This is a genomic window from Priestia aryabhattai B8W22, from assembly GCF_000956595.1.
In the GTDB taxonomy this organism is placed as follows: Bacteria; Bacillota; Bacilli; order Bacillales; family Bacillaceae_H; genus Priestia; species Priestia aryabhattai.
In genome coordinates this window covers 69,457-89,341 of record NZ_JYOO01000012.1, presented here as the reverse complement: position 1 = coordinate 89,341, position 19,885 = coordinate 69,457, and the positions used below count along the sequence as shown (strand labels likewise).

General features: G+C 38.2%; 24 protein-coding genes. 20 read left to right on the top strand and 4 right to left on the bottom strand.

Annotated features, from left to right (window positions below; genetic code table 11):
• The first annotated feature begins 210 nt into the window (after positions 1-210).
• From N178_RS11530 to N178_RS11510, 5 genes are all read left to right on the top strand, one after another.
• Positions 211-1,317: a CapA family protein gene (locus N178_RS11530; protein WP_045292279.1), complete on the top strand. Its 1,107-nt coding sequence runs from the start codon at positions 211-213 to the stop codon at positions 1,315-1,317.
• A gap of 92 nt (positions 1,318-1,409) precedes the next feature.
• A complete protein-coding gene (locus N178_RS11525) occupies positions 1,410-1,595 on the top strand; it encodes a DUF4083 family protein (protein ID WP_045292278.1) in 186 nt (61 codons plus the stop codon).
• Between the two features lie 101 nt (positions 1,596-1,696).
• A complete protein-coding gene (locus N178_RS11520) occupies positions 1,697-1,930 on the top strand; it encodes a hypothetical protein (RefSeq protein WP_045292277.1) in 234 nt (77 codons plus the stop codon).
• 104 nt (positions 1,931-2,034) lie between these two features.
• Complete coding sequence (locus N178_RS11515) at positions 2,035-2,520, top strand: GNAT family N-acetyltransferase (protein WP_034651113.1); 486 nt, start codon at positions 2,035-2,037, stop codon at positions 2,518-2,520.
• 127 nt (positions 2,521-2,647) lie between these two features.
• Complete coding sequence (locus N178_RS11510; protein ID WP_045292275.1) at positions 2,648-3,979, top strand: TIGR00366 family protein; 1,332 nt, start codon at positions 2,648-2,650, stop codon at positions 3,977-3,979.
• A gap of 60 nt (positions 3,980-4,039) precedes the next feature.
• Here the strand turns inward: N178_RS11510 and N178_RS11505 are convergent, their stop codons facing one another.
• Positions 4,040-4,888: an SDR family oxidoreductase gene (locus N178_RS11505; RefSeq protein ID WP_045292273.1), complete on the bottom strand. Its 849-nt coding sequence runs from the start codon at positions 4,886-4,888 to the stop codon at positions 4,040-4,042.
• Positions 4,889-5,112: 224 nt separating this feature from the next.
• Here N178_RS11505 and N178_RS11500 point away from each other — a divergent pair, with 224 nt between their 5' ends.
• The 3 genes from N178_RS11500 to N178_RS11490 all read left to right on the top strand — a co-directional run bounded on the left by N178_RS11500 (position 5,113) and on the right by N178_RS11490 (position 8,256).
• Positions 5,113-6,075, top strand: a complete 963-nt coding sequence (locus tag N178_RS11500) for a carbohydrate ABC transporter permease (protein ID WP_013057494.1) — start codon at positions 5,113-5,115, stop codon at positions 6,073-6,075.
• Positions 6,075-6,902 (top strand): carbohydrate ABC transporter permease, encoded by an 828-nt coding sequence (locus tag N178_RS11495; protein WP_013057493.1) that lies wholly within the window; start codon positions 6,075-6,077, stop codon positions 6,900-6,902. The genes N178_RS11500 and N178_RS11495 overlap by 1 nt, the downstream gene beginning before the upstream one ends.
• Before the next feature lie 70 nt (positions 6,903-6,972).
• On the top strand, positions 6,973-8,256 hold the full coding sequence (locus N178_RS11490) for an ABC transporter substrate-binding protein (protein WP_045292271.1): 1,284 nt from the start codon (positions 6,973-6,975) through the stop codon (positions 8,254-8,256).
• Positions 8,257-8,338: 82 nt separating this feature from the next.
• Here the strand turns inward: N178_RS11490 and N178_RS11485 are convergent, their stop codons facing one another.
• Positions 8,339-8,662, bottom strand: a complete 324-nt coding sequence (locus tag N178_RS11485; protein ID WP_014459650.1) for a YnfA family protein — start codon at positions 8,660-8,662, stop codon at positions 8,339-8,341.
• A gap of 308 nt (positions 8,663-8,970) precedes the next feature.
• Between N178_RS11485 and N178_RS11480 the strand changes: the two genes are divergently transcribed.
• The gene (locus tag N178_RS11480) at positions 8,971-9,957 is read left to right on the top strand and encodes an MBL fold metallo-hydrolase (RefSeq protein ID WP_045292269.1); all 987 of its coding nucleotides are present in this window, start codon (positions 8,971-8,973) and stop codon (positions 9,955-9,957) included.
• A 43-nt stretch (positions 9,958-10,000) separates the two neighbouring features.
• Here the strand turns inward: N178_RS11480 and htpX are convergent, their stop codons facing one another.
• A complete protein-coding gene (htpX, locus tag N178_RS11475; RefSeq protein ID WP_045292267.1) occupies positions 10,001-10,873 on the bottom strand; it encodes a protease HtpX in 873 nt (290 codons plus the stop codon).
• Positions 10,874-11,125: 252 nt separating this feature from the next.
• On the opposite strand from htpX, the gene N178_RS11470 reads away from it, so the two are divergent.
• Complete coding sequence (locus tag N178_RS11470; protein WP_028408974.1) at positions 11,126-11,464, top strand: PadR family transcriptional regulator; 339 nt, start codon at positions 11,126-11,128, stop codon at positions 11,462-11,464.
• Positions 11,454-12,131 (top strand): DUF1129 family protein, encoded by a 678-nt coding sequence (locus N178_RS11465; protein WP_045292264.1) that lies wholly within the window; start codon positions 11,454-11,456, stop codon positions 12,129-12,131. The genes N178_RS11470 and N178_RS11465 overlap by 11 nt, the downstream gene beginning before the upstream one ends.
• 180 nt (positions 12,132-12,311) lie before the next feature.
• Here N178_RS11465 and plsY read toward each other — a convergent pair whose 3' ends face one another.
• The gene (gene plsY, locus N178_RS11460) at positions 12,312-12,899 is read right to left on the bottom strand and encodes a glycerol-3-phosphate 1-O-acyltransferase PlsY (RefSeq protein WP_045292261.1); all 588 of its coding nucleotides are present in this window, start codon (positions 12,897-12,899) and stop codon (positions 12,312-12,314) included.
• A gap of 466 nt (positions 12,900-13,365) precedes the next feature.
• Between plsY and N178_RS11455 the strand changes: the two genes are divergently transcribed.
• From N178_RS11455 to N178_RS11415, 9 genes are all read left to right on the top strand, one after another.
• Entirely contained in the window at positions 13,366-13,554 is a 189-nt protein-coding gene (locus N178_RS11455; RefSeq protein ID WP_225049418.1) for a hypothetical protein, read from the top strand.
• 305 nt (positions 13,555-13,859) lie between these two features.
• Positions 13,860-14,171, top strand: a complete 312-nt coding sequence (locus N178_RS11450; protein WP_013057484.1) for a hypothetical protein — start codon at positions 13,860-13,862, stop codon at positions 14,169-14,171.
• A gap of 365 nt (positions 14,172-14,536) precedes the next feature.
• On the top strand, positions 14,537-14,863 hold the full coding sequence (locus N178_RS11445; protein ID WP_045292260.1) for a nucleoside triphosphate pyrophosphohydrolase: 327 nt from the start codon (positions 14,537-14,539) through the stop codon (positions 14,861-14,863).
• Positions 14,864-14,901: 38 nt separating this feature from the next.
• Positions 14,902-15,876, top strand: a complete 975-nt coding sequence (locus N178_RS11440; RefSeq protein WP_045292259.1) for an HNH endonuclease — start codon at positions 14,902-14,904, stop codon at positions 15,874-15,876.
• Between the two features lie 132 nt (positions 15,877-16,008).
• The gene (locus N178_RS11435) at positions 16,009-16,959 is read left to right on the top strand and encodes a sugar-binding transcriptional regulator (protein ID WP_045292257.1); all 951 of its coding nucleotides are present in this window, start codon (positions 16,009-16,011) and stop codon (positions 16,957-16,959) included.
• 5 nt (positions 16,960-16,964) lie between these two features.
• A complete protein-coding gene (locus N178_RS11430) occupies positions 16,965-17,177 on the top strand; it encodes a hypothetical protein (protein WP_237758449.1) in 213 nt (70 codons plus the stop codon).
• Positions 17,178-17,427: 250 nt separating this feature from the next.
• A complete protein-coding gene (locus tag N178_RS11425) occupies positions 17,428-18,729 on the top strand; it encodes a pyrimidine-nucleoside phosphorylase (RefSeq protein WP_016764541.1) in 1,302 nt (433 codons plus the stop codon).
• A gap of 21 nt (positions 18,730-18,750) precedes the next feature.
• Positions 18,751-19,425: a deoxyribose-phosphate aldolase gene (deoC, locus tag N178_RS11420; RefSeq protein WP_045292255.1), complete on the top strand. Its 675-nt coding sequence runs from the start codon at positions 18,751-18,753 to the stop codon at positions 19,423-19,425.
• Positions 19,426-19,484: 59 nt separating this feature from the next.
• Positions 19,485-19,883 carry a cytidine deaminase gene (locus tag N178_RS11415; RefSeq protein WP_013057475.1) on the top strand — a complete coding sequence of 133 codons (399 nt, stop codon included), beginning with the start codon at positions 19,485-19,487 and terminating at the stop codon, positions 19,881-19,883.
• The last annotated feature ends 2 nt before the right edge of the window (positions 19,884-19,885 follow it).

Here is a 19,885-nt window from a genome sequence, read left to right as displayed (position 1 = left end):
CATCAGTTTTCTCCGCAGCGTTTGCGCTACTTTTCTTTTAGTCAAAAACTCTTGTTCTAACCCAAAAAGAATATAAAAATTTCCTTTTTTTATAAAAATTTCACTTATTTTGCCGATATAACAGGAGAATTGTATGTATTTGGCGAAATAAGCAGTAAACACCAAGTCCAGACACAGTTATCAAAACGTAAAAAGGGGTTTTAACGTTACATGAACAAGTATTTAAAAAAAGCTGTTATTTATGGAAGTTTGTGTTTTTTATTGGGAGCGTGCGGAGGAGCGGGAGAACAAACCTCTTCTGAGCCGCAGAAAAAAGAAGAAACAGTAAAGTCTAAAGAAGAAGCGAGTAAAAAAGAGAAAAAAGACGCAATCAATACAACCATTAAAGTTAGCGCAGCGGGAGATTTTACCTTAGGAAACGATGAAAGCTTTGGGTACGATTCTACCTTTAACGACGTAGCGGCAAGAAATGGCCTGCCGTATTTTACGCAAAATGTAAAATCGATCTTTGAGCAAGATGACTTAACAACGGTTAATTTAGAAACAACGCTGACAACAGCGACCGAAAAAGCAAGTAAAACATTTCGTTTTAAAGGCGATCCTTCTTTTGTGAATATTTTAAAACAAGGAAGTATTGAAACCGTTAACTTAGCTAATAATCATACGCATGATTATTTACAGCAAGGATATGATGATACACGAGAAAACTTAAAGAAAAGCGGAATAGGCTATTTTGGCTATGAAGATACATATATCACAACGGTAAAAGGAGTCAAAGTAGGATTGCTTGGATATCCGGGCTGGGATGATACAAAAGAAATAAGAAGTCAGATTAAAGACGGAATTAAGTCTTTAAAAGAGAAAGGTGCCAAAATTATCATTGTGCATTTCCACTGGGGATCTGAGCGACACTATGTTCCTGATACAGCGCAGCAAGCATTGGCGAAGTATACAATTGATAACGGAGCAGATTTGATTTTAGGTCATCACCCTCACGTTGTTCAAGGAATTGAAGAATACAAAAATAAATTTATTGTCTATAGCTTAGGAAACTTTATGTTTGGCGGAAACAAAAATCCAAGTGATAAGGACACATTTGTATTTCAGCAGACGTTTACGATTAAAGATGGAAAGCTAACGACGAATAAAGACATCAACGTCATTCCATTCCGTATTTCTTCCACAACGGCGCGAAACGACTACCGACCTACGCCTTTAACAGGAGCAGAGAAGAACCGGGTGAAAAATAAACTGATTGATGTTTCCAATCAAATCAAACAGGAAAAGTGGACGGTTTATGATGAAGATAGTAAATGAAGCTCTCAGCACTGAGAGCTTTTTTTATAAAATAAAGCGATATACATCCAAATAAATGATATAATGTAAAAAAATAGATTAAAGGTGGAACTATGGTTAATATAGGTGATATTATTTTTCAAATTCTTATGCTGCTGATCCTTATAGGAGGAGCAGGAGTTATTATCGCATTTATTATAGGCTTAAAAAGATTGATTCAAAAGCAGGGAGTAAATGAAAAAAGGCTTCAGAGAATGGAACAAAAATTAGATGATATGCTGAAAAATAAAGAGTCATGACTATACAGAAGTACTGTTAACACATCAGTGCTTCTGCACTTGACAATTTATAAAAAAGCAGTAAGATATGTATACATCGTTTATATAGGGAGGAACGTTACATGGCAAAGTCAAAAGCAAAAAAAATGCGTGATAAAATGACGCGTGAAGGAAAGCGAAATCCAGAATTAAACCGCAGTCTGTTTGTATTTGCAGACATGGAAACGCGCAAAACCAAAACAAAGCAGGAAAAACTTCAGCACCAGCACACAAAACATAAAAAACGATTATCAGACGGAGTGTACAGTACCGGAGATGATCGTTTTTTTATTGCGTTTCATACATCTACAAGATGAAAAAAGAGCCTTTTGACTATCCATCTTCACTTTGCCTCAAACATTTTTACTGTAAACTTTCAGAAAAAACCCTTATGATAGGAAAAGAAGGAGATGAACTAAGAATGCTTACGATTGAAAAAGTACCTAAAAGCCAAGCGGGCGTTTTGCAAAATTTGTATTCTCTTTATCTCCACGATTTATCTGCGTATACGCCTTCTTTAGATATTCGCGAAGATGGAGCTTTCCACTTTGAAGAGCTGCCGCTGTTTTGGAAAGTAGAAGGCCTCTCGCCATACTTTATTAAAGTAGATGATAAGCTGACGGGCTTTTTTTTACTTCTTGAACAGCCCGCACTTCAGCAAGAAGCAGATTACTGCATCAATGATTTTTTTATTTTAAACAAATACCGAGGGCAGGGCATTGCTTCCAAAACGGTAAAAGACATTTTCTCTCATCGAAAAGGAACGTATATGATTATTGAGCTTGCAGGCAATAAGCGAGCTATTTCATTTTGGAAACATATTTATGAAAGCTTACATATTTCCTTTCAAGAAAAGAAAATTGAACTTGACGGAGAGCCAACTCTTATTCAAACCTTTAGTGTGTAAAACCTTTCTGAAAAACAGAAGGGTTTTTTATTTAAACTAAATATTAACAATTTTCAACAAATTATGTATAATTAAAGATGCTTGTCGACATTTATTCACAGGAGTATTCCTGTAAAGGAGGAGTAAAATGAAAGCGTTATCTAATTTCTTTACGGCGCTTGTGCAGCGCTTTTTACCTGATCCGTTTGTATTTGCTTTAATCTTGACGCTGATTTTATTTGTATCAGGTATTGTTTTTACTCCTCACGGGCCGATTGAGATGGTTCAGTTTTGGGGAAGCGGTTTTTGGAATCTCCTAGCATTTGCGATGCAAATGAGCTTAGTGCTTGTCACAGGGCATGCGCTTGCCAGCTCGCCGCTTGTAAAAAAGTGGCTTGTGAACATAGCACTGTTAGCCAAAACTCCGGCGCAAGGGGTAATTCTGGTCACGCTCGGCGCAGCTATGGCCTGTATGATTAACTGGGGGTTTGGCTTAATTGTAGGTGCGCTGTTTGCGAAAGAAGTAGCGAAACGCGTGCCGGGATCTGATTATCGGTTTTTAATTGCCTGTGCTTACATAGGGTTTTTAACATGGCACGGAGGCTTGTCAGGTTCGATTCCTCTTGTCGCTGCTACACCTGGAAACCCAATGGAAAAAACGGCTGGACTTATTCCGCTGTCAGACACGATTTTTACAGGGTACAACTTATTTATTACTCTCGGATTATTAATTGTCCTTCCTATTATGACAAGACTGATGATGCCGACGGGAAAAGAAGTGGTAGAAATTGATCCAAGACTATTGGCAGAAGATGAAATGGCTCCGGCTACAGTTGTTGAGACAACTTCTTCTAAGCCAACATTTGCTGTACGCATGGAGAACAGCAGGTTTTTAAGTCTAACAATTGCGCTTCTTGGGTATTCATATTTAATTTATTATTTTGCTGCAAACGGTTTTAAAATGGATATTAACACAGTGAATTTATTGTTTTTTACGACGGGTATTTTGCTTCACCGCACGCCTTTATCCTATATGAATGCCGTTTCTAATGCCGCGAAAGGAACCGCTGGGATTGTGATTCAATTTCCATTCTACGCAGGTATTCAAGGCATGATGGAGCTATCAGGCCTAGGCGGTAAGCTAACAAATGCCTTTATCTCGATTTCAAATGAAACGACATTTCCATTTCTCGCGTTTTTAAGTTCCGGCGTTGTGAACTTTTTTGTTCCGTCGGGAGGAGGACACTGGGTTGTCCAAGGACCTTTTATTATGCCGGCAGCTGAACAGCTCGGCGTAGATCCGGGAGTCGCCGCAATGGCCATTGCTTACGGAGAAGCCTGGATGAATATGGCTCAGCCGTTTTGGGCACTGCCTGCACTAGCTATCGCAGGGCTCGGAGCACGCGATATAATGGGCTACTGCGTGACGACCTTAATTGTATCAGGCTTTATTTTTGCTATAGGACTAACGTTTTTCTAATACGAAAAGGTCAGCTGAAAAGCTGACCTTTTTCATTACTTTCTTCTTTCCTAAGCGTATCTATCTACTTTCTAAGCCAACTTCGCGTGCACTCCAGTTCCAGAATTCTTCTGCAAGCCGTTCATTTTTTGCTCTTGAAGAAGGGGGTGTAACGCGTTTTTTATAAAAGTAAGCGCCGCTAATATGCGTCACTTCAGGACTGTCTGCTAAATAAATAGCTGTTTCGGCACCTTCAAGAGGTGTTAAAAAGAAAGGGCGAAGCAAGGCGTGAACGCTTTTTCCAAAACCCGTTTGACGATTAACGCCGATAGCGGTAGAGACTGCACCGGGGTGTAGGCAATTTACGGTTACAGAAGTATCTTTTAGCTTTTTACTTAAATGGACCGTAAATAAATTATTCGCTAATTTAGACTGAGAGTATCCTCGCCATATTCCGAATCCTGTTGTTAAGTGAGGGTTGCTGAAGTCTATTTTTCCAGCTTTATGAGCACCGGACCCAACGTTTATAATGCGTCCTTGCTGAGATTTTTTCAGCGGATCTAAAAGTAAATTAGTTAATAAAAAGTGACCCAAATGATTGACACCAAGCATCATTTCAAATCCATCTTGTGTTGTTTCCCGCTTAATTGTTACCACGCCTGCGTTATTAATCAGCACATCAAGTACACTGTAGCGAGACGTAAAGTCTTCACTGAAAGCCCGGATACTGTCAAGAGAACCTAGGTCACATGTCATAAGAGATATAGAATCCGATCCGCTTTGACGCTTCGCTTCTTCTAAAGCCGTATTTCCTCTTTCTTCATTTCGGCATACCATAATGACTTCGAATCCTTTTTTAGCTAGTTCAATCGTTGTGGCCAGGCCCATTCCAGAATTGGCACCCGTAATTAACGCTCGTTTGGCTGTCATGCGTATGTTCCTCCCAACTACATCTTTTTTCTAGTGTATAAGATAAGAAGATACGTCGTCCACTTCTAGCTTTTCTTTCATGCATAATTTTAAAAAATGCGTGAAATGTGCACAGGGGAGAAAATGTTGCACAAAGGTCAATATTTTACACCCTACTCGTCAATTAAAGCGGTTTCATAAATAACGGATTTCGTTAAAATAAGACATAGGGAGGTGCTAGTAAGATGAATAGCCAAAGTAAATTACAGGAGACAGAATATGTTCCTTTAGAGCAAGAACTTAAAAGAGAACCATCCATTAATACGAAAAAACGTAAAAATTTGAAAAATGTAGGTTTATTTGCTCTATTTGTAGGGCCCGCACTTTTAGCGTTTTGTGTGATTGTACTTATACCATTTTTTACAGGGATTTATTACTCATTTACAGACTGGAACGGAGTAAACGGCACGATTAACTGGGTGGGACTTGATAACTTTAAGTACTTGTTCACCGAAGATAAGCAGTTTCAGCAGTCGTTTTGGATCACAACAAAATATACGGTCGTTGCGATTATCTTAACGAACGTGGTCGGATTCGTGTTAGCGATCCTTGTTACTCAAATGTTAAAAACACGAAACATTTTACGTACGGTTTTCTTTATGCCGAATTTAATTGGCGGACTTTTACTAGGATTTGTATGGCAGTTCATTTTTGTAAAGGGATTTGCATCTATCGGACAAATCACGGGGATTTCTCTTTTTGAACTTCCTTGGTTGGGAGACGCAAAAACAGCATTTTGGGGCATCGTGATTGTAAGTGTATGGCAAGGAGCAGGCTATATCATGCTTATTTACACAGCAGCACTGCAAAACGTACCGCAAGAGCTAATTGAAGCAGCAAAAATTGACGGAGCAAGCAGATGGCAAATTCTTCGTCACATCACAATTCCAATGGTAGCACCGGCAGTAACGGTTTGTTTATTCTTAACGATTTCATGGTCATTCAAAGTATTTGATGTCAACTTATCATTAACAAACGGTGGTCCATTCAAATCAACAGAAATGTTAGCGCTTAACATTTATACAGAAGCATTCGTGAATAACAGATACGGTCTAGGTGAAGCAAAAGCCTTAATTTTCTTCATCGTCGTAGCAGCGATTACAATTATTCAAGTAACATACACCAAGAAGAAGGAGGTTGAATCGTAATGGGAAACAAATATACGAGCAAAACCTTTATTGTTGAAATTTTAGCGGTCCTGCTTGGACTGGTGTTCTTGGTTCCATTTTATTACGTGCTTTCAAACTCACTGAAGTCATTTGCAGAAATTTTATCAAACACATCGGCGCTGCCGACAACGATTCAGTTTCAAAACTTTGTCAATGCATTCAACCAAATGAATTACTTAAAAGTGCTTAGCAACTCGTTAATCATTACGGTTATCAGTAACGCAGTTCTAGTAATCTTCTGTTCAATGGCAGCTTACATGCTGGTTCGAACAAAGAAAAAAATCAGCAGCATTATCTTTATGGCATTCGTAGCAGCAATGGTTATTCCGTTTCAATCTATTATGATTCCTCTTGTAAAAGTAGCAGGAAACTTAAATCTGTTAAACAGTATTTGGGGTATTGTGATCATGTACTTAGGTTTCGGTTCGGGTATGACGATCTTCTTATACCACGGATTTATTAAAGGAATTCCAGTCGAGCTAGAAGAAGCGGCAATCATCGACGGATGCTCACGTCTAGGCGTATTTTGGAGAATTGTATTCCCGTTATTAAAGCCAATTACAGTAACCGTCGTTATCTTAAACAGCCTGTGGATTTGGAATGACTTCTTACTTCCGTCTCTTGTTCTGCAAGATCCTGAGCTAAGAACGATTCCGCTTGCGACATTCTTCTTCTTTGGTCAGTATACAAAGCAGTGGGATTTAGCACTAGCAGCACTTGTAATCAGTATTATCCCGCTATTAATCTTCTTCTTTGCAATGCAAAAACACATTGTTAAAGGAATTACAAGCGGTTCAATTAAATAATAGAAGCGGCAACAGGGCTGGTTTTGAGGCTGAGGCGTCAAAACCGGCAGCAAATAGGGAGGAACAGAAAATGGCATTCAAAATGAAAAAGTGGCCTTTAGCAGTAGGTGTTTTATCGGCTACGCTTTTATTTTCAACCGCATGTTCAAACGAAAGCGCATCTGGTAATAAAAAAAGCGGCGGAGATCAAGTAGTAGTAGATGTATTTCAAGGAAAAGTAGAAATTGCAGACCAGCTAAAAGCTCTAACTGATCAATATACGAAAGAACATCCAAACGTAAAGTTTAATATCCAAACGGTTGGTGGAGGAGCTGACGGTGCAGCAGCTTTAAAAGCGCAGTTTGCGTCGGGAAATGCACCTGACCTTTTCACAAACGGCGGATATCAAGAGGCGAAAACGTGGAAAAATAAATTAGAAGATTTATCGGATCAGCCTTGGATTGATGACGCATACGAAAACACACTTACACCAATTACGATGGACGGTAAAGTATATGGACAGCCGATCAGTCTCGAAGGCTATGGATTTACATATAACAAAAAACTGTTCAAAAAAGCAGGCATTAAAGAACTTCCAAAAACATATTCAGAATTAGAAGCAGCGGCTAAAAAGCTAAAAGCTGCCGGCATTACGCCATTTTCTATCGGCTACGGCGAGTGGTGGGTGCTTGGAAACCACGGCTTAAACATTCCATTTGCCAGTCAAAAAGATCCGGATGCATTTATTAAAGGATTAAATGACGGCAGTACGAAAATTGCAGGAAACGAGCAGTTCAAACAGTATGTAAAGCTGCTTGATTTAACAGTGAAATATGGAAACAAAAATCCGTTAACGACGGACTACAACACGCAAGTAACGAAATTTGCGACCGGTGAAGCAGCGATGATTCAGCAAGGAAACTGGATTCAGCCAATGCTTGATAAAATTACGCCGAACATGGATGTAGGTATTCTACCTATGCCGTTAAGCGATGATGCAGCTGTATCTGACAAGCTTGCAATCGACGTTCCAAGCAACTGGGTTATTCACAAACAAGCACCAGCGGCAGATAAAAAAGCGGCAAAAGACTTCTTAAACTGGATGGTTACATCTAAAGAAGGTCAAAAAGCGCTAGTAGAAGACTTCAAGTACATTCCAGCCTTTAAGTCAATTGAAGCAAAAGACATCGGACCTTTAGGTGAAGAGCTTCTTAAATATTCAAAGGATCAAAAAACGCTTCCTTGGGAGTGGACAAAATTCCCTGAAGGCGTAACGCAAAAATTTGGAGCGGATGTACAAGAATACATCGGCGGCCAAACATCTGAAGATGAGCTGTTAAAATCACTAGATAAAAGATGGGCTGAGTTGAAGTAATTGAAAAGACAACATAACTGTATCTATATAAAAAATAAAAGGCGGCAGAATCTATGGGTTCTGCCGCTTTCTGTGTTATCACTTAACTTCTTGGCCAAAGCATAACCGCTACGCCAATCAGACACACAAGTCCGCCAATCCAATCGTATGTATCGGGCATTTTTTTATCAACCCACCACGCCCAAAACAGGCTTAAAACAATAAAAATACCGCCGTAAGCTGCATATACACGTCCAAAGTCGGGGAACGACTGCCACGTAGCAATAACGCCGTACAGCACCAAAGCAATACCGCCCAGAAGCCCTAACCAGCTCGAAGCTCCTTCGCGCAGCCACTGCCAAATCAGATAGCCTCCGCCAATTTCAGCAAGGCCCGCTAAGATAAAAAGAAAAATTGCTTTAATCATAACCTATACTCCTTATATCATCATTTCGTCTCTTTATTCTATCTTACTTTTTTCATTTGATGAACTTTTCGTTTGCTTTAAATAAGTACACTGGAAAGCATTCCTTTATCAATTTGTCTTCAAACCTGCTAAACTATTAATAGTATGAGTTTATATAAAATGTTTGTACGAGTACAAAGAGCTATGTAATGACTGCTGCTCAGCGTACTTTTACAAGTAGAAGTTAGCAGGAAATAGACTATCTAAAAGAATAAGACGTTTAACAGTATAAAAAAGTAAAAAGAATGCAGATATAGGGGTTTGGTAAAATGAGTTTAGATCATAAAGTGATACGCATTGAGCTGCCTACACCATTTCCAATTGGACCAGTGAATGTGTTTTTATTAAAAGCAGACAAGTTAACGTTAATTGATGCAGGTATGAAAACAAAAGAAGCGTGGGACGTTTTTGAAGAGGCACTACGTAAAGAAGGATATAAAGTAACAGATATTGAACAAGTTATTCTGACTCATCAGCATCCGGATCACACTGGATTTTTAGAATGGCTGCCGAGTGATATACCTGTTTACGGTCATAAGCTTGTGGAGCCTTGGATTTACCAAGATGAAGAGTTTGTTCAGCAGCATAATGAGTTATATCGTAATTTTCTTATGGAGTTTGGAGTTAGTGATGATGTAATGGGAAAATGGCTTCGTAAAGCAACGGCTGCAATTCAAGTATATTCACCTAAAGGTCAGAAGCTAACGGGTTATTTAAAAGAAGGAGATACACTTCCGTATGCGAGTGAGTGGGAAGTGATTGAAGCACCGGGACATTCTTTGAGTCAGCTAATGTTTTACAATCGCAAAGAAAAGGTCGCGTTTGGCGGAGATCATATTTTGCCAAAAGTCCCGTCAAACCCGTATTTAGAACCAACCATTCAAAACCCTAAGCCAACGCCGCTATTGGACTACTTGGCGTCTCTTGAAAAAACGTTGAACTACGACATTGATTTGATTTATAGCGGACATGGTGAACCGCTTAGTGACATTCATTCTTTAATTATGGAACGTATTCAAAAGCAGCATAAATGGGCGCTGCGCGTGTTACAAGCGATGGGGAAAGGAAAGAAAACAACGCTTGAAGTCAGCGCTGCTTTTTTTCCGGATATGTATCAAAAAGCACCTGACTTTATTTTCTCAGAAGTGTACGGCCAGCTTACGTATTTAAAGAAAGAAGGCTACGTTGAATTAACAAAAAATGAAGAAGGCGTCTTGCTGTGGGAAGCTACACGCGTGCTTGCTCATCAGTCATAACATAACAAAACCAGCTTCTTTACAGAAGCTGGTTTCCTTTTGCTTATAGTGAATGCAAGCGCTCAATGCGTTTTTCAAGCGGCGGGTGAGTAGAAAATAAGCGTGAGAATTTTTCTTTACCGCTAATTTTAAAAGCGGCAATTGATTTTTGACGGTCATCTACTAATGAAGTAGTATGACGAAGCGATTCTAACGCATAAATCATTTTTTCCTTGCCGCCGAGTTTAGCAGCAAGCTCATCGGCTTTGAATTCCCGTCTTCTTGAATGCCAGAAAATAATTGGGCTGCTTAAGATACTAAAGAGAATCTCAAATACAATCGATGTAAGGAAATAGACAACCATCGCAAACTCTTCTCGCACAAAGTTTGACACCGCTTTGGCTACTAAACGAGAGAAGAAAATAACGAATGTGTTTAATACTCCTTGCAGTAGCGTAGTTGTGACCATATCACCGCTTTTAATATGCGCTATTTCATGAGCGATAACGCCGCTGATGGCATCGCGGTCCATTCGTTCAAGCATTCCGCTTGAAACGGCAACAAGCGAGCGTCTTTTACTTGGCCCCGTTGCAAACGCGTTAACTTCCGCTGAATGATAAATTCCGACCTGAGGCATTTTTCTTAATCCTGCCACAGATGCAAGTCGGTGAGTTTCTTCTAAAACAAATCGTTCATATTCACCTTGAGGGGAACGTTCATCAATAACTTGAACACCCATCATCCACTTTGCCATTAAGCGTGACATCATAAGAGAAATAATCGCGCCGCTGAAGCCGGCAATGACGCTAAATGCCAGCAGGCCGCCGTAACCGCTGCTTCCCATATAGCTTTGAACACCTAATAAAGATGTAATCGTTGTGATTGTGATTAATACTAAAATATTAACGAAAATAAACAGTGAAATTCGTTTTAGCACAAGTCTTCCTCCTTTAACTAATACGTGCATGATAGGTATACGGTTAGTAGAGAGGAAAGGTTTCATTTATTTATTCAAATTTACTAAAAAGATTACTATGGTTAAGTGGTTTAATAAAAAAAGTAAATAAATGGTTGAATACTTACCATAAATAGGTTATTATGAGTGATGTAAAGCTATCTTGTCTTGCAAGGTAGCTTTACTTTAAAAATGTATCTTGTATAACAAGATAGTGAAAAGGAAGAAATCGATATGTCTTTGAGAAGTCAATTGTTAAAAGGAATTTTAGAAGGGTGTATCTTATCAATCATTCAAAAAGAAACGGTTTATGGCTATGAGCTATCCCAGAAGCTTCAACAATATGGATTAAATGATGTGAGTGAAGGTTCGATTTACCCAATTTTACTACGTCTTCAAAAGGAGGGATTAATAAAGGGAGAAATGAAAGCATCGCCTTCGGGTCCTAAACGAAAGTACTATCATCTTACGGCATCTGGTGAGAGCGCATTATGTGAAATCCAAGAGGAATGGATCAACATTCAAAACCCTGTAAATAAATTGTTGAATAGGAGTTTTTACGATGAACGCTAAGGAATTAATTAAATTAAATAATAAGAAGCGAAAAGAGCTGACCAAGGAAAATGAAGAGTACTATGATAATATGCTTGTTTACATTCGAACGAGTGTGTCAGTTTCTGAACAGCAGGCTGAAGAGTTATTGATGGAGCTTTTAGATCACCTTATTGATGCACAAGCGGAAGGGAAGCGTGCTGAAGAGGTGTTTGGAGAGAACCTTAAGACGTACTGTGATGAAATGATTAAACAGTTACCTAAAGAACCCTTAAAAAGCACTGCTTTTTTTATAAGCTTTTTATTGTTACAGCTAGCAAGCTTGATGGCTATAGTAAGCGGGATAGGAAATATCGTTGTACATTATGTTAAGGATAGCAGCCAGACTGTTTATATCGGAACAGCAATCGTCACTTTTGTTATTGTTGCAGCTATTATTTCTCTTGATGTTTTTCTGCTTTTAAAATGGATACAAAAATCTGTTTACAAAATTACGAATAAGATTAAGGACTTTTTTCTACTCTTTGTCTTAATTTTTATTTCTCTTGCAGGGATGGTTTTTTTACCAAAGCTTATTCCACCTTTTGGCTATGTAATAGAAGGTGGAGGCTTCTTATATTTAGCTGCTGGTGCCGTAACACTCATCGTTTTAAGGTGGTTAAATAGTAAATATCAAATTACAAAATGAGATATAGGAAGCGGCAAAATGTATTGTTTAGTCTATAATCAAGAGCATTTTTTAAGAAATTTCATAATTTACGTCTATCTTGGGACAAGGCGTACTAAAATAATAAAAAAAGGTGTTCAACTCATGAACACCTTTTTGGTAAACATATTTAAAGATTACTAGTCAATAACTTCATGACGTTTAAAAATTAACCTTAGGCTCTGTACCTAACTTAATGCGTTTAAAGTTCTTTATGTGCTTCCACGTAATGAAAATAAAAATAATAGCTGCAAATACCATTAATATTACATCACCTACATAGATTGATGCTAAAAAGGCAACCAATGCGCCAATAGGTGAAGATAAGGATACGTATTTAGAAATTTTGAGAGAAATTAAAAAAGCAAGAATCCCTAGAATGAAAGCTAATGGTGAAAATGCAAGGAATACACCAGCGGCAGTCGCTACAGATTTTCCTCCTTTAAACTTTGCAAAAATCGGATAACTATGTCCGAGAATAGCGATAAACCCAGGGACAAGCATATGCAAGTGACTATTCATCATAAGCGGTAAACAGACAGCTAGCGAGCCTTTTGCTATATCGCCGATCAATACTATAATACCTGCTTTCTTTCCTAAAGTACGAAAGGTGTTAGTGGCTCCTAAGTTACCGCTTCCGTGCTTGCGAACATCGGTTTTGTAAAAGCCCTTTCCAATCACTAAAGCAAAAGGAATTGACCCAATTAAATAAGCTAATAAGATAATTATAGCGTTTGTTAATACGTTCATTATTGGCACCTCAAATTGTGTTGTTAGTATTCATTAAAATATACATGCGGTAAAAGCAGTCTTTTGTATGGCTAAAGGCTTCTAGTTTTTTCGGTGGAGTTTTTGTAAATTCGATTGACTTTCTAGTGGGACAACCCAATGCTTTTTAGTATGTTAAGATATTTTTGAACTTTTAAACCTTAATACGTATTAGTATAGATTGATATGTCTATTATAAATATGTAAAAAGAAGAACAGAGGAGAAACGAAAAGGCAAAAACAAAAAACTTGTAATACAATTTTAAAAATATAACATAAATATTTAAAGGTTAAAAGATATTTTGGGTATATTGTAGTAGAAAAAAGCGTTTTGATCATTTTTTTATGAAAAACAAGACAAAAAAATTAACAAATCAAAAAAAATATAATAAAATGTAAAACAGTGTTTCGAAATATTAACTTCTTAAAGTTGAAAGGGGTTCTGCACTTGTTGTGGACAGATATCAAAGAACGAGAAGTAGTTATGTACAAAAACTGCCAGGCGAAAATTTTAGAAAAAAAGGTGCCGAATAAAATAGTCGTTCGAAATCTAGAATTCCCGGAAAAAGGCGATTGGATATCAGCCGAGCTTGATTTTGAGGCTGTTGAAAAATTTGAGAAGAGTCGAGAACACTAATACTAAAAACATTTTATAATACTTTTATTTGGTATAGAAGAAAAAGCCGAGCTTACATTTTGAGTTCGGCTTTTTTGTTGATGTTTACTTCGTTCTCTTTACGAAGACCTCCTCGTTATTACATGTAAAACGACCCTTTTCTTCTCATTCATTTTTCACTATTAAACTATTTCTACATAAAAACTTATTTTCATTCGGGACTATAAGCTTATTTTTAACGCGCGTATTTTTGCCACTTTTTTCATATACAAACGTTCAGAAACAAAACTTCTGTGCATACATTGAAGACAAAGGGGGAGGATACAATGGGAAAAGCAAGTCGTATATTGAAATGGGTCAGCGGAGGATTGGAGGCCCTTTGGGGGATTCCACTTCTAGGTGGCACCTTGGTTATAAGCCTAGCCTATACGCCGCTTATTCTAATGCTTGCATTGCATATCGTAGGTTTAGTATTTGCGATTAAAACAAACAAAGTTCGGACAGGGCATATCATGGGAATTGTCTGTTCAGCTATCGCGTGGATTCCGGTTGTCGGCATGATCATGCATATTTTAACGGCTATTTTTTTACTGATAGAAGCAGCCAAAGATAACGAGCCGTCTGAAGACGCAGCATAAAAGAAGAGCCGCCTGATTTTTAGGTGGTTTTTTGTATTTATTAACAAAGACCTGTATGCTCTCTTGTTTTGGAAAATCCTTTTTATGTTAGAATATTAGAAGTATTTTCCAAAAAAAGGGGGTAAACACAATAGATAAAGCAAATCAAAAGAAGAACAGATTTCTTGCCGCAGGAGTTATATTAGCCGCTCTTGTAAGCTTTATATTTTTACTATGGAGTATAGGCTGGGTAATTCCAAATGCAATGAGTGTCAGCGGCTATAAAGGTAAAGAAACGTTTATTGATTTAAATGTGTTTAACGGAAATCAAGCAGAATTTGAAAGATACTAGTTTACTAGAAAGGTAAGAGATGGAGGAAAAAATAATGCCTACTTATAACAAGCTAGTGCGAGATAAAATTCCTACGATTATTGAACAAAGCGGAAAAACCTTCAAATCACGCGTGCTGCAGCGAGAGGAATATCAAAATGAGCTGATAAAAAAAGCAAAAGAAGAGCTTCGAGAATACATAGAAGCCCCAACGCATCAAGAGGCCATTGAAGAACTCGCAGATTTACTGGAAGTGATGCACGCGCTAGCAGCTGTGCACGGAGCAACGCCAGAGCAGCTGGAGAAAGTGCGTGAGGAGAAGGCCAAGGAGCGCGGGAAGTTTGATGATCGGATTTATTTAGTGGAAACAGAGGAAGCGTAGTTTGGTGGTCCAATAGTGGAGGGAGTGAGCGTTGGAAGGTGAGTTTTAATTTAAAAGTAGGAGAAATAAAAAAAGCTTATTTAACAGAACAAGAAATTTGGAAGGTCATTAATCAATTTTTCGCTAATGGTCACTTTACCACAACCTATAAATACGGTTTACTGAAGGCTTTAATTGAAAACCTATATAACGTTGACAATCAGTTAGTCCTCACGTTTGATCAAGTGTATTTTTCATTTGCTAAAATATATTGGAATTTGGTTATTCATCATGATTTAAATCAATTAAATACGTCCAATAGACAAGCTGGAATTCAAAAAGAGTTAAAGGAATTTCAGTTAATGCATGGTGTCCCCAATAAAGTAGTATTTGATCGTTTGCCAAGTAATCTTCAATTGCAGTTAGTAGAAAGAACTAAAAAAGTGGGGGCAAGGTATGTAGTAGGGGCGTTATACGGAGATATGGAAGGTTCTATTTATGAGTTTGATAAAAGAACAGAATACATAAAGTTTAATAGCAGTATGTATATTTTTTTACAAAAATATAGACAAATTGTTACTCATTTAACCAATTATCATTTGGCAAAATTTTTAGAAAAGCATAATGACAAAAATAAGTTGGAAGATGTCTTGTTGAAAGTGGAAAATATATCAAAACGCGAATCGCTGCATGCATTCTATAATATACTTTGGAAATATGAAACAAAAGAATGTTTTTATTGTGGGAAAGTTCTTTCTGCTAAACGCATCGCTACGCATGTAGATCATTTTATTCCATGGAGTTATATCCAATCAGATAATATGTGGAATTTGGTGTTAAGCTGTCAAAGTTGCAACACAAAAAAGAGCAATAAACTTGCTAAGAGCTTATACCTTGAGAAGATGTTTGTTCGTAATGAGAATCTTAAATTAACAGCAGTTCACAATGATTTTAACTATTATTCGGAGCGTAAGTTAGAATCTCTTTATAAGTATGCTGGAATGAATGGATACGTAGAAAACTGGTCTCCTTAAACCCGAGTATTTCTCTTTTCATCTCAGTTACAAAATCCCCTCTTGAAATTTTGTTCACCAAACAAGTAAACTAAAGACATAAGTTTGGTAAAATTGGGATAAGAAATTCACGAGGTAAGGGAGAACAAGTCGATGGAGATGGATCAAGAGAAATTTAATAAGGTGATTGAAGCGGCAAGGATGTATTATATTCTTGATTATAATCAAAGTGAAATTGCAAAAAAGCTTGGTGTATCAAGGCCTACGGTTTCTCGATTGCTGCAGACAGCAAAAGAAGAAGGCATTGTTCAAATTAAAATTGTGGATTCATCTATCAATAGTGAAAAATTGTCTTCTCAGCTTGAACATAAATTCAATCTAAAAAAAGCAATCGTCACACCGGTGCCTCAATATGAAAATCACATTATTAAAAGTCATCTAGGCGTGGCAGCGGCTGACTATCTCTATGACATCGTAAAAGATGGAGATATTATTGGGGTGACGTGGGGAACAACTCTTTATCAAGTGGCCATCGATTTAAAACAAAAGTATGTGAATGACGTGCAGGTTGTGCAGTTAAAAGGCGGAGTAAGCCATTCGGAAACGAGCACATATGCTTCTGAAATTATGTACTTATTTGGAAAGGCATACAACACGCCTCCTATGCATCTTCCTCTGCCTGTGATTGTCGATCATGTGGTAGTCAAAAAAGCAATGGAAACGGACCGTCATATTAAGCGCATTTTAGATTTAGGCAAGCAAGCCAACATTGCCGTCTTTACTACGGGACCCATTAAAACCGATTCGCTGCTTTTTCAGCTTGGCTACTTTTCCGAACAAGATGTAGAGATGATTTCCTCCCGAGCAGTAGGAGACATTTGTTCACGTTTTTTTGATAAAGATGGACAAATTTGCAATGAAAGCCTGGACGAACGGACGCTTGGACTTGATTTGGAAGAGCTGAAGAAGAAAGAGTACGCCATTTTAGTAGCCGGCGGAGATCAGAAAATCGACAGCATTTACGGAGCGCTGCAAGGGAAATTTGCAAATGTGCTCGTTACGGATCAGTTCACGGCGCGCTTTTTATTAGATAAACAAGAGTAAAGGAGATGAAGACGCTGTTTTTTCAAGAGCAAAAGCTTCATCGGGTTGAAATAGTAGAAGATATTGTATCTTATTCTGCGTCATCTCTGCAGGCACAGCGAAACCGGTATCCTTTTCAAGGGGACGTTTCAAAAGACGGAGTGATTGCCAAAGGAACCACGGGCTATATCATTAAGGAATTGAACGATTTACGCCGCCTGATCAGCCATACGTATTAATTCCTTATAAAAAGGTAAAGAATAAGTACCGAATCATGTTGTCATTTGTGATAAAAGCTGAAAAATAAGGGAAGACTTCCGAGTGCGGAAGTCTTTTTTTATTCACTAAAACAGCAGCTATAAATATTTTTGAACAAATGTAAATATATCTGTTTACAATTGTTCAAAGCTATTATATAGTAAGGGTGTAAGTTGTTGAAAACGTTTTAGTGGATGCACAATATGCAGATACTTTTAGGGGGAAAACGTCATGAGAATGGTTGACTTAATTGAAAAAAAACGTAATGGACATGAATTAAATAAAGCAGAAATCGATTTTATTATCGAAGGTTATACAAAAGGGGATTTACCTGATTATCAGCTATCGGCATTTGCGATGGCGATTTACTTTCAAGGAATGACGCAGGAAGAACGCGTAAATTTAACGCAAGCAATGGTTGAATCAGGAGATCAAATCGACTTATCAAAAATTGAAGGTATTAAAGTAGACAAACACAGCACAGGCGGCGTAGGTGATACAACAACACTTGTATTAGGACCTTTAGTAGCTGCGGTTGATGTACCGGTTGCTAAAATGTCTGGCCGCGGCTTAGGACATACTGGCGGTACGATTGATAAACTTGAAGCAGTGCCTGGCTTCCACGTTGAAATTACAAACGAAGAATTTATTCGTTTAGTAAATACAAATAAAATTGCCGTTATCGGTCAAAGCGGAGACTTAACGCCAGCGGATAAAAAGCTTTATGCGCTTCGTGATGTAACAGCAACAGTTGATTCGATTCCGTTAATTGCAAGCTCAATTATGAGTAAGAAAATTGCAGCTGGAGCAGATGCTATTTGCTTGGATGTAAAAACGGGGAACGGCGCATTTATGAAAAAGCTTGAAGACGCTGAAGAATTAGCAAAAGCAATGGTTGAAATCGGAAAAGGCGTAGGCCGAAACACAAAAGCAATCATCTCAGATATGAGCCAGCCTCTAGGATTTGCGGTTGGTAATGCGCTTGAAGTGAAAGAAGCTATCGACACGTTAAAAGGCGAAGGTCCTGAAGATTTAACAGAGCTTTGCTTAACATTAGGAAGTCACATGGTTGTACTTGCTGAAAAAGCAAGCAGCTTAGATGAAGCGCGTGCAATGCTTCAAGAAGTAATTAAAAACGGAAAAGCATTAGAATCGTTCAAAACATTCTTAAGCGCACAAGGCGGAGACGCTTCTGTGGCAGACGATCCTTCTAAATTACCGGATGCAGCGCACAAAATTGAAGTGCCAGCAAAAGAAGATGGCTACATTTCAGAAATCGTTGCAGAAAAAATCGGCGTAGCGGCAATGAAGCTAGGTGCAGGACGTGCAACAAAAGAATCTGAAATCGACTTAGCAGTTGGTATTATGTTAAATAAAAAAGTTGGCGACCAAGTGAAAAAAGGCGACTCTCTTGTTACCATCCACAGCAATAGTGAAGATGTACAGGAAGTAATGGATATCGTTTATGATTCTTACAGCACGGTCGCTGAAAAAGTGGAAGCTCCAACGTTAATTTATAAAGAAATTCATTAAGAGACAGAGAGGAAGAACAAAATGAGTCAAAACATTACGGGTATTATTGATCATACATTATTAAAAGCAGATGCAACAGAAGAGCAAGTTACGGTTTTAGCACAAGAAGCAAAAGAATATTCATTCGCTTCAGTTTGCGTAAATCCAACGTGGGTAAAAAAAGCAGCTGAATTATTAAAAGATGCTCCAGAAGTAAAAGTGTGTACGGTAATTGGCTTTCCTCTTGGAGCTACGACTTCAGCAGTAAAAGCATTTGAAACAACAAATGCAATCGAAAATGGTGCAGATGAAGTAGATATGGTAATCAATATCGGCGCGTTAAAAGATAAAAATTATGACTTAGTGCAAAGCGACATTCAAGCAGTAGTCGATGCTGCAAAAGGCAAAGCGCTAGTAAAAGTAATTATTGAAACGGCTCTTTTAACAGACGAAGAAAAAGCAACAGTTTCTGAGCTAGCTGTAAAAGCTGGAGCTGATTTTGTTAAAACGTCAACAGGCTTCTCTACAGGAGGCGCAACGGTAGAAGACGTAGCGCTTATGAGAAAAACGGTTGGACCAGATGTAGGTGTAAAAGCTTCTGGCGGCGTTCGCGGCTTAGAAGATGCAAAAGCAATGATTGAAGCTGGTGCAACACGTATTGGTGCAAGCTCTGGCGTATCAATTGCAAAAGGTCAATTAAGCAACTCTGATTATTAATAAATGACAGCAGGTTAGTACTAGCTAACCTGCTGTAAACTAAGCAAAGGATGATGACGGTGGAGCCAAAACAATTAATAGATGAAGCAATTGCAGCAAGCAAACAAGCACATGTACCGTATTCTCATTTTCATGTTGGTGCAGCTCTTTTAACAACTGATGGGAAGATTTATCGTGGATGTAATATTGAAAACGCTTCCTATGGATTGACGAACTGCGCTGAGCGAACGGCTATTTTTAAAGCTGTTTCAGAAGGGGACAAGCAGTTTTCAGCTATCGCAGTTGTAGGAGATACGGACGGCCCAATTTCTCCTTGCGGCGCATGCAGACAAGTATTAGCTGAGTTCTGTGATGATCACACACAAATTATCTTAGCAAACTTAAAAGGAGATTTTGTGATTACCAACATCAACGAAATCTTACCGGGCTATTTTTCATCAAAAGACTTACAAAAATAAGT

Coding starts and splice junctions, on each gene's coding strand:
- N178_RS11500 (WP_013057494.1), top strand. CDS start 5,113: ATGAATAGCCAAAGTAAATTACAGGAGACAGAATATGTTCCTTTAGAG.
- N178_RS11450 (WP_013057484.1), top strand. CDS start 13,860: ATGGGAAAAGCAAGTCGTATATTGAAATGGGTCAGCGGAGGATTGGAG.
- N178_RS11520 (WP_045292277.1), top strand. CDS start 1,697: ATGGCAAAGTCAAAAGCAAAAAAAATGCGTGATAAAATGACGCGTGAA.
- N178_RS11485 (WP_014459650.1), bottom strand. CDS start 8,662: ATGATTAAAGCAATTTTTCTTTTTATCTTAGCGGGCCTTGCTGAAATT.
- plsY (WP_045292261.1), bottom strand. CDS start 12,899: ATGAACGTATTAACAAACGCTATAATTATCTTATTAGCTTATTTAATT.
- N178_RS11445 (WP_045292260.1), top strand. CDS start 14,537: ATGCCTACTTATAACAAGCTAGTGCGAGATAAAATTCCTACGATTATT.
- deoC (WP_045292255.1), top strand. CDS start 18,751: ATGAGTCAAAACATTACGGGTATTATTGATCATACATTATTAAAAGCA.
- N178_RS11470 (WP_028408974.1), top strand. CDS start 11,126: ATGTCTTTGAGAAGTCAATTGTTAAAAGGAATTTTAGAAGGGTGTATC.
- N178_RS11435 (WP_045292257.1), top strand. CDS start 16,009: ATGGAGATGGATCAAGAGAAATTTAATAAGGTGATTGAAGCGGCAAGG.
- N178_RS11490 (WP_045292271.1), top strand. CDS start 6,973: ATGGCATTCAAAATGAAAAAGTGGCCTTTAGCAGTAGGTGTTTTATCG.
- N178_RS11530 (WP_045292279.1), top strand. CDS start 211: ATGAACAAGTATTTAAAAAAAGCTGTTATTTATGGAAGTTTGTGTTTT.
- N178_RS11515 (WP_034651113.1), top strand. CDS start 2,035: ATGCTTACGATTGAAAAAGTACCTAAAAGCCAAGCGGGCGTTTTGCAA.
- N178_RS11525 (WP_045292278.1), top strand. CDS start 1,410: ATGGTTAATATAGGTGATATTATTTTTCAAATTCTTATGCTGCTGATC.
- N178_RS11425 (WP_016764541.1), top strand. CDS start 17,428: ATGAGAATGGTTGACTTAATTGAAAAAAAACGTAATGGACATGAATTA.
- N178_RS11510 (WP_045292275.1), top strand. CDS start 2,648: ATGAAAGCGTTATCTAATTTCTTTACGGCGCTTGTGCAGCGCTTTTTA.
- N178_RS11465 (WP_045292264.1), top strand. CDS start 11,454: ATGAACGCTAAGGAATTAATTAAATTAAATAATAAGAAGCGAAAAGAG.
- N178_RS11505 (WP_045292273.1), bottom strand. CDS start 4,888: ATGACAGCCAAACGAGCGTTAATTACGGGTGCCAATTCTGGAATGGGC.
- N178_RS11430 (WP_237758449.1), top strand. CDS start 16,965: ATGAAGACGCTGTTTTTTCAAGAGCAAAAGCTTCATCGGGTTGAAATA.
- N178_RS11480 (WP_045292269.1), top strand. CDS start 8,971: ATGAGTTTAGATCATAAAGTGATACGCATTGAGCTGCCTACACCATTT.
- N178_RS11495 (WP_013057493.1), top strand. CDS start 6,075: ATGGGAAACAAATATACGAGCAAAACCTTTATTGTTGAAATTTTAGCG.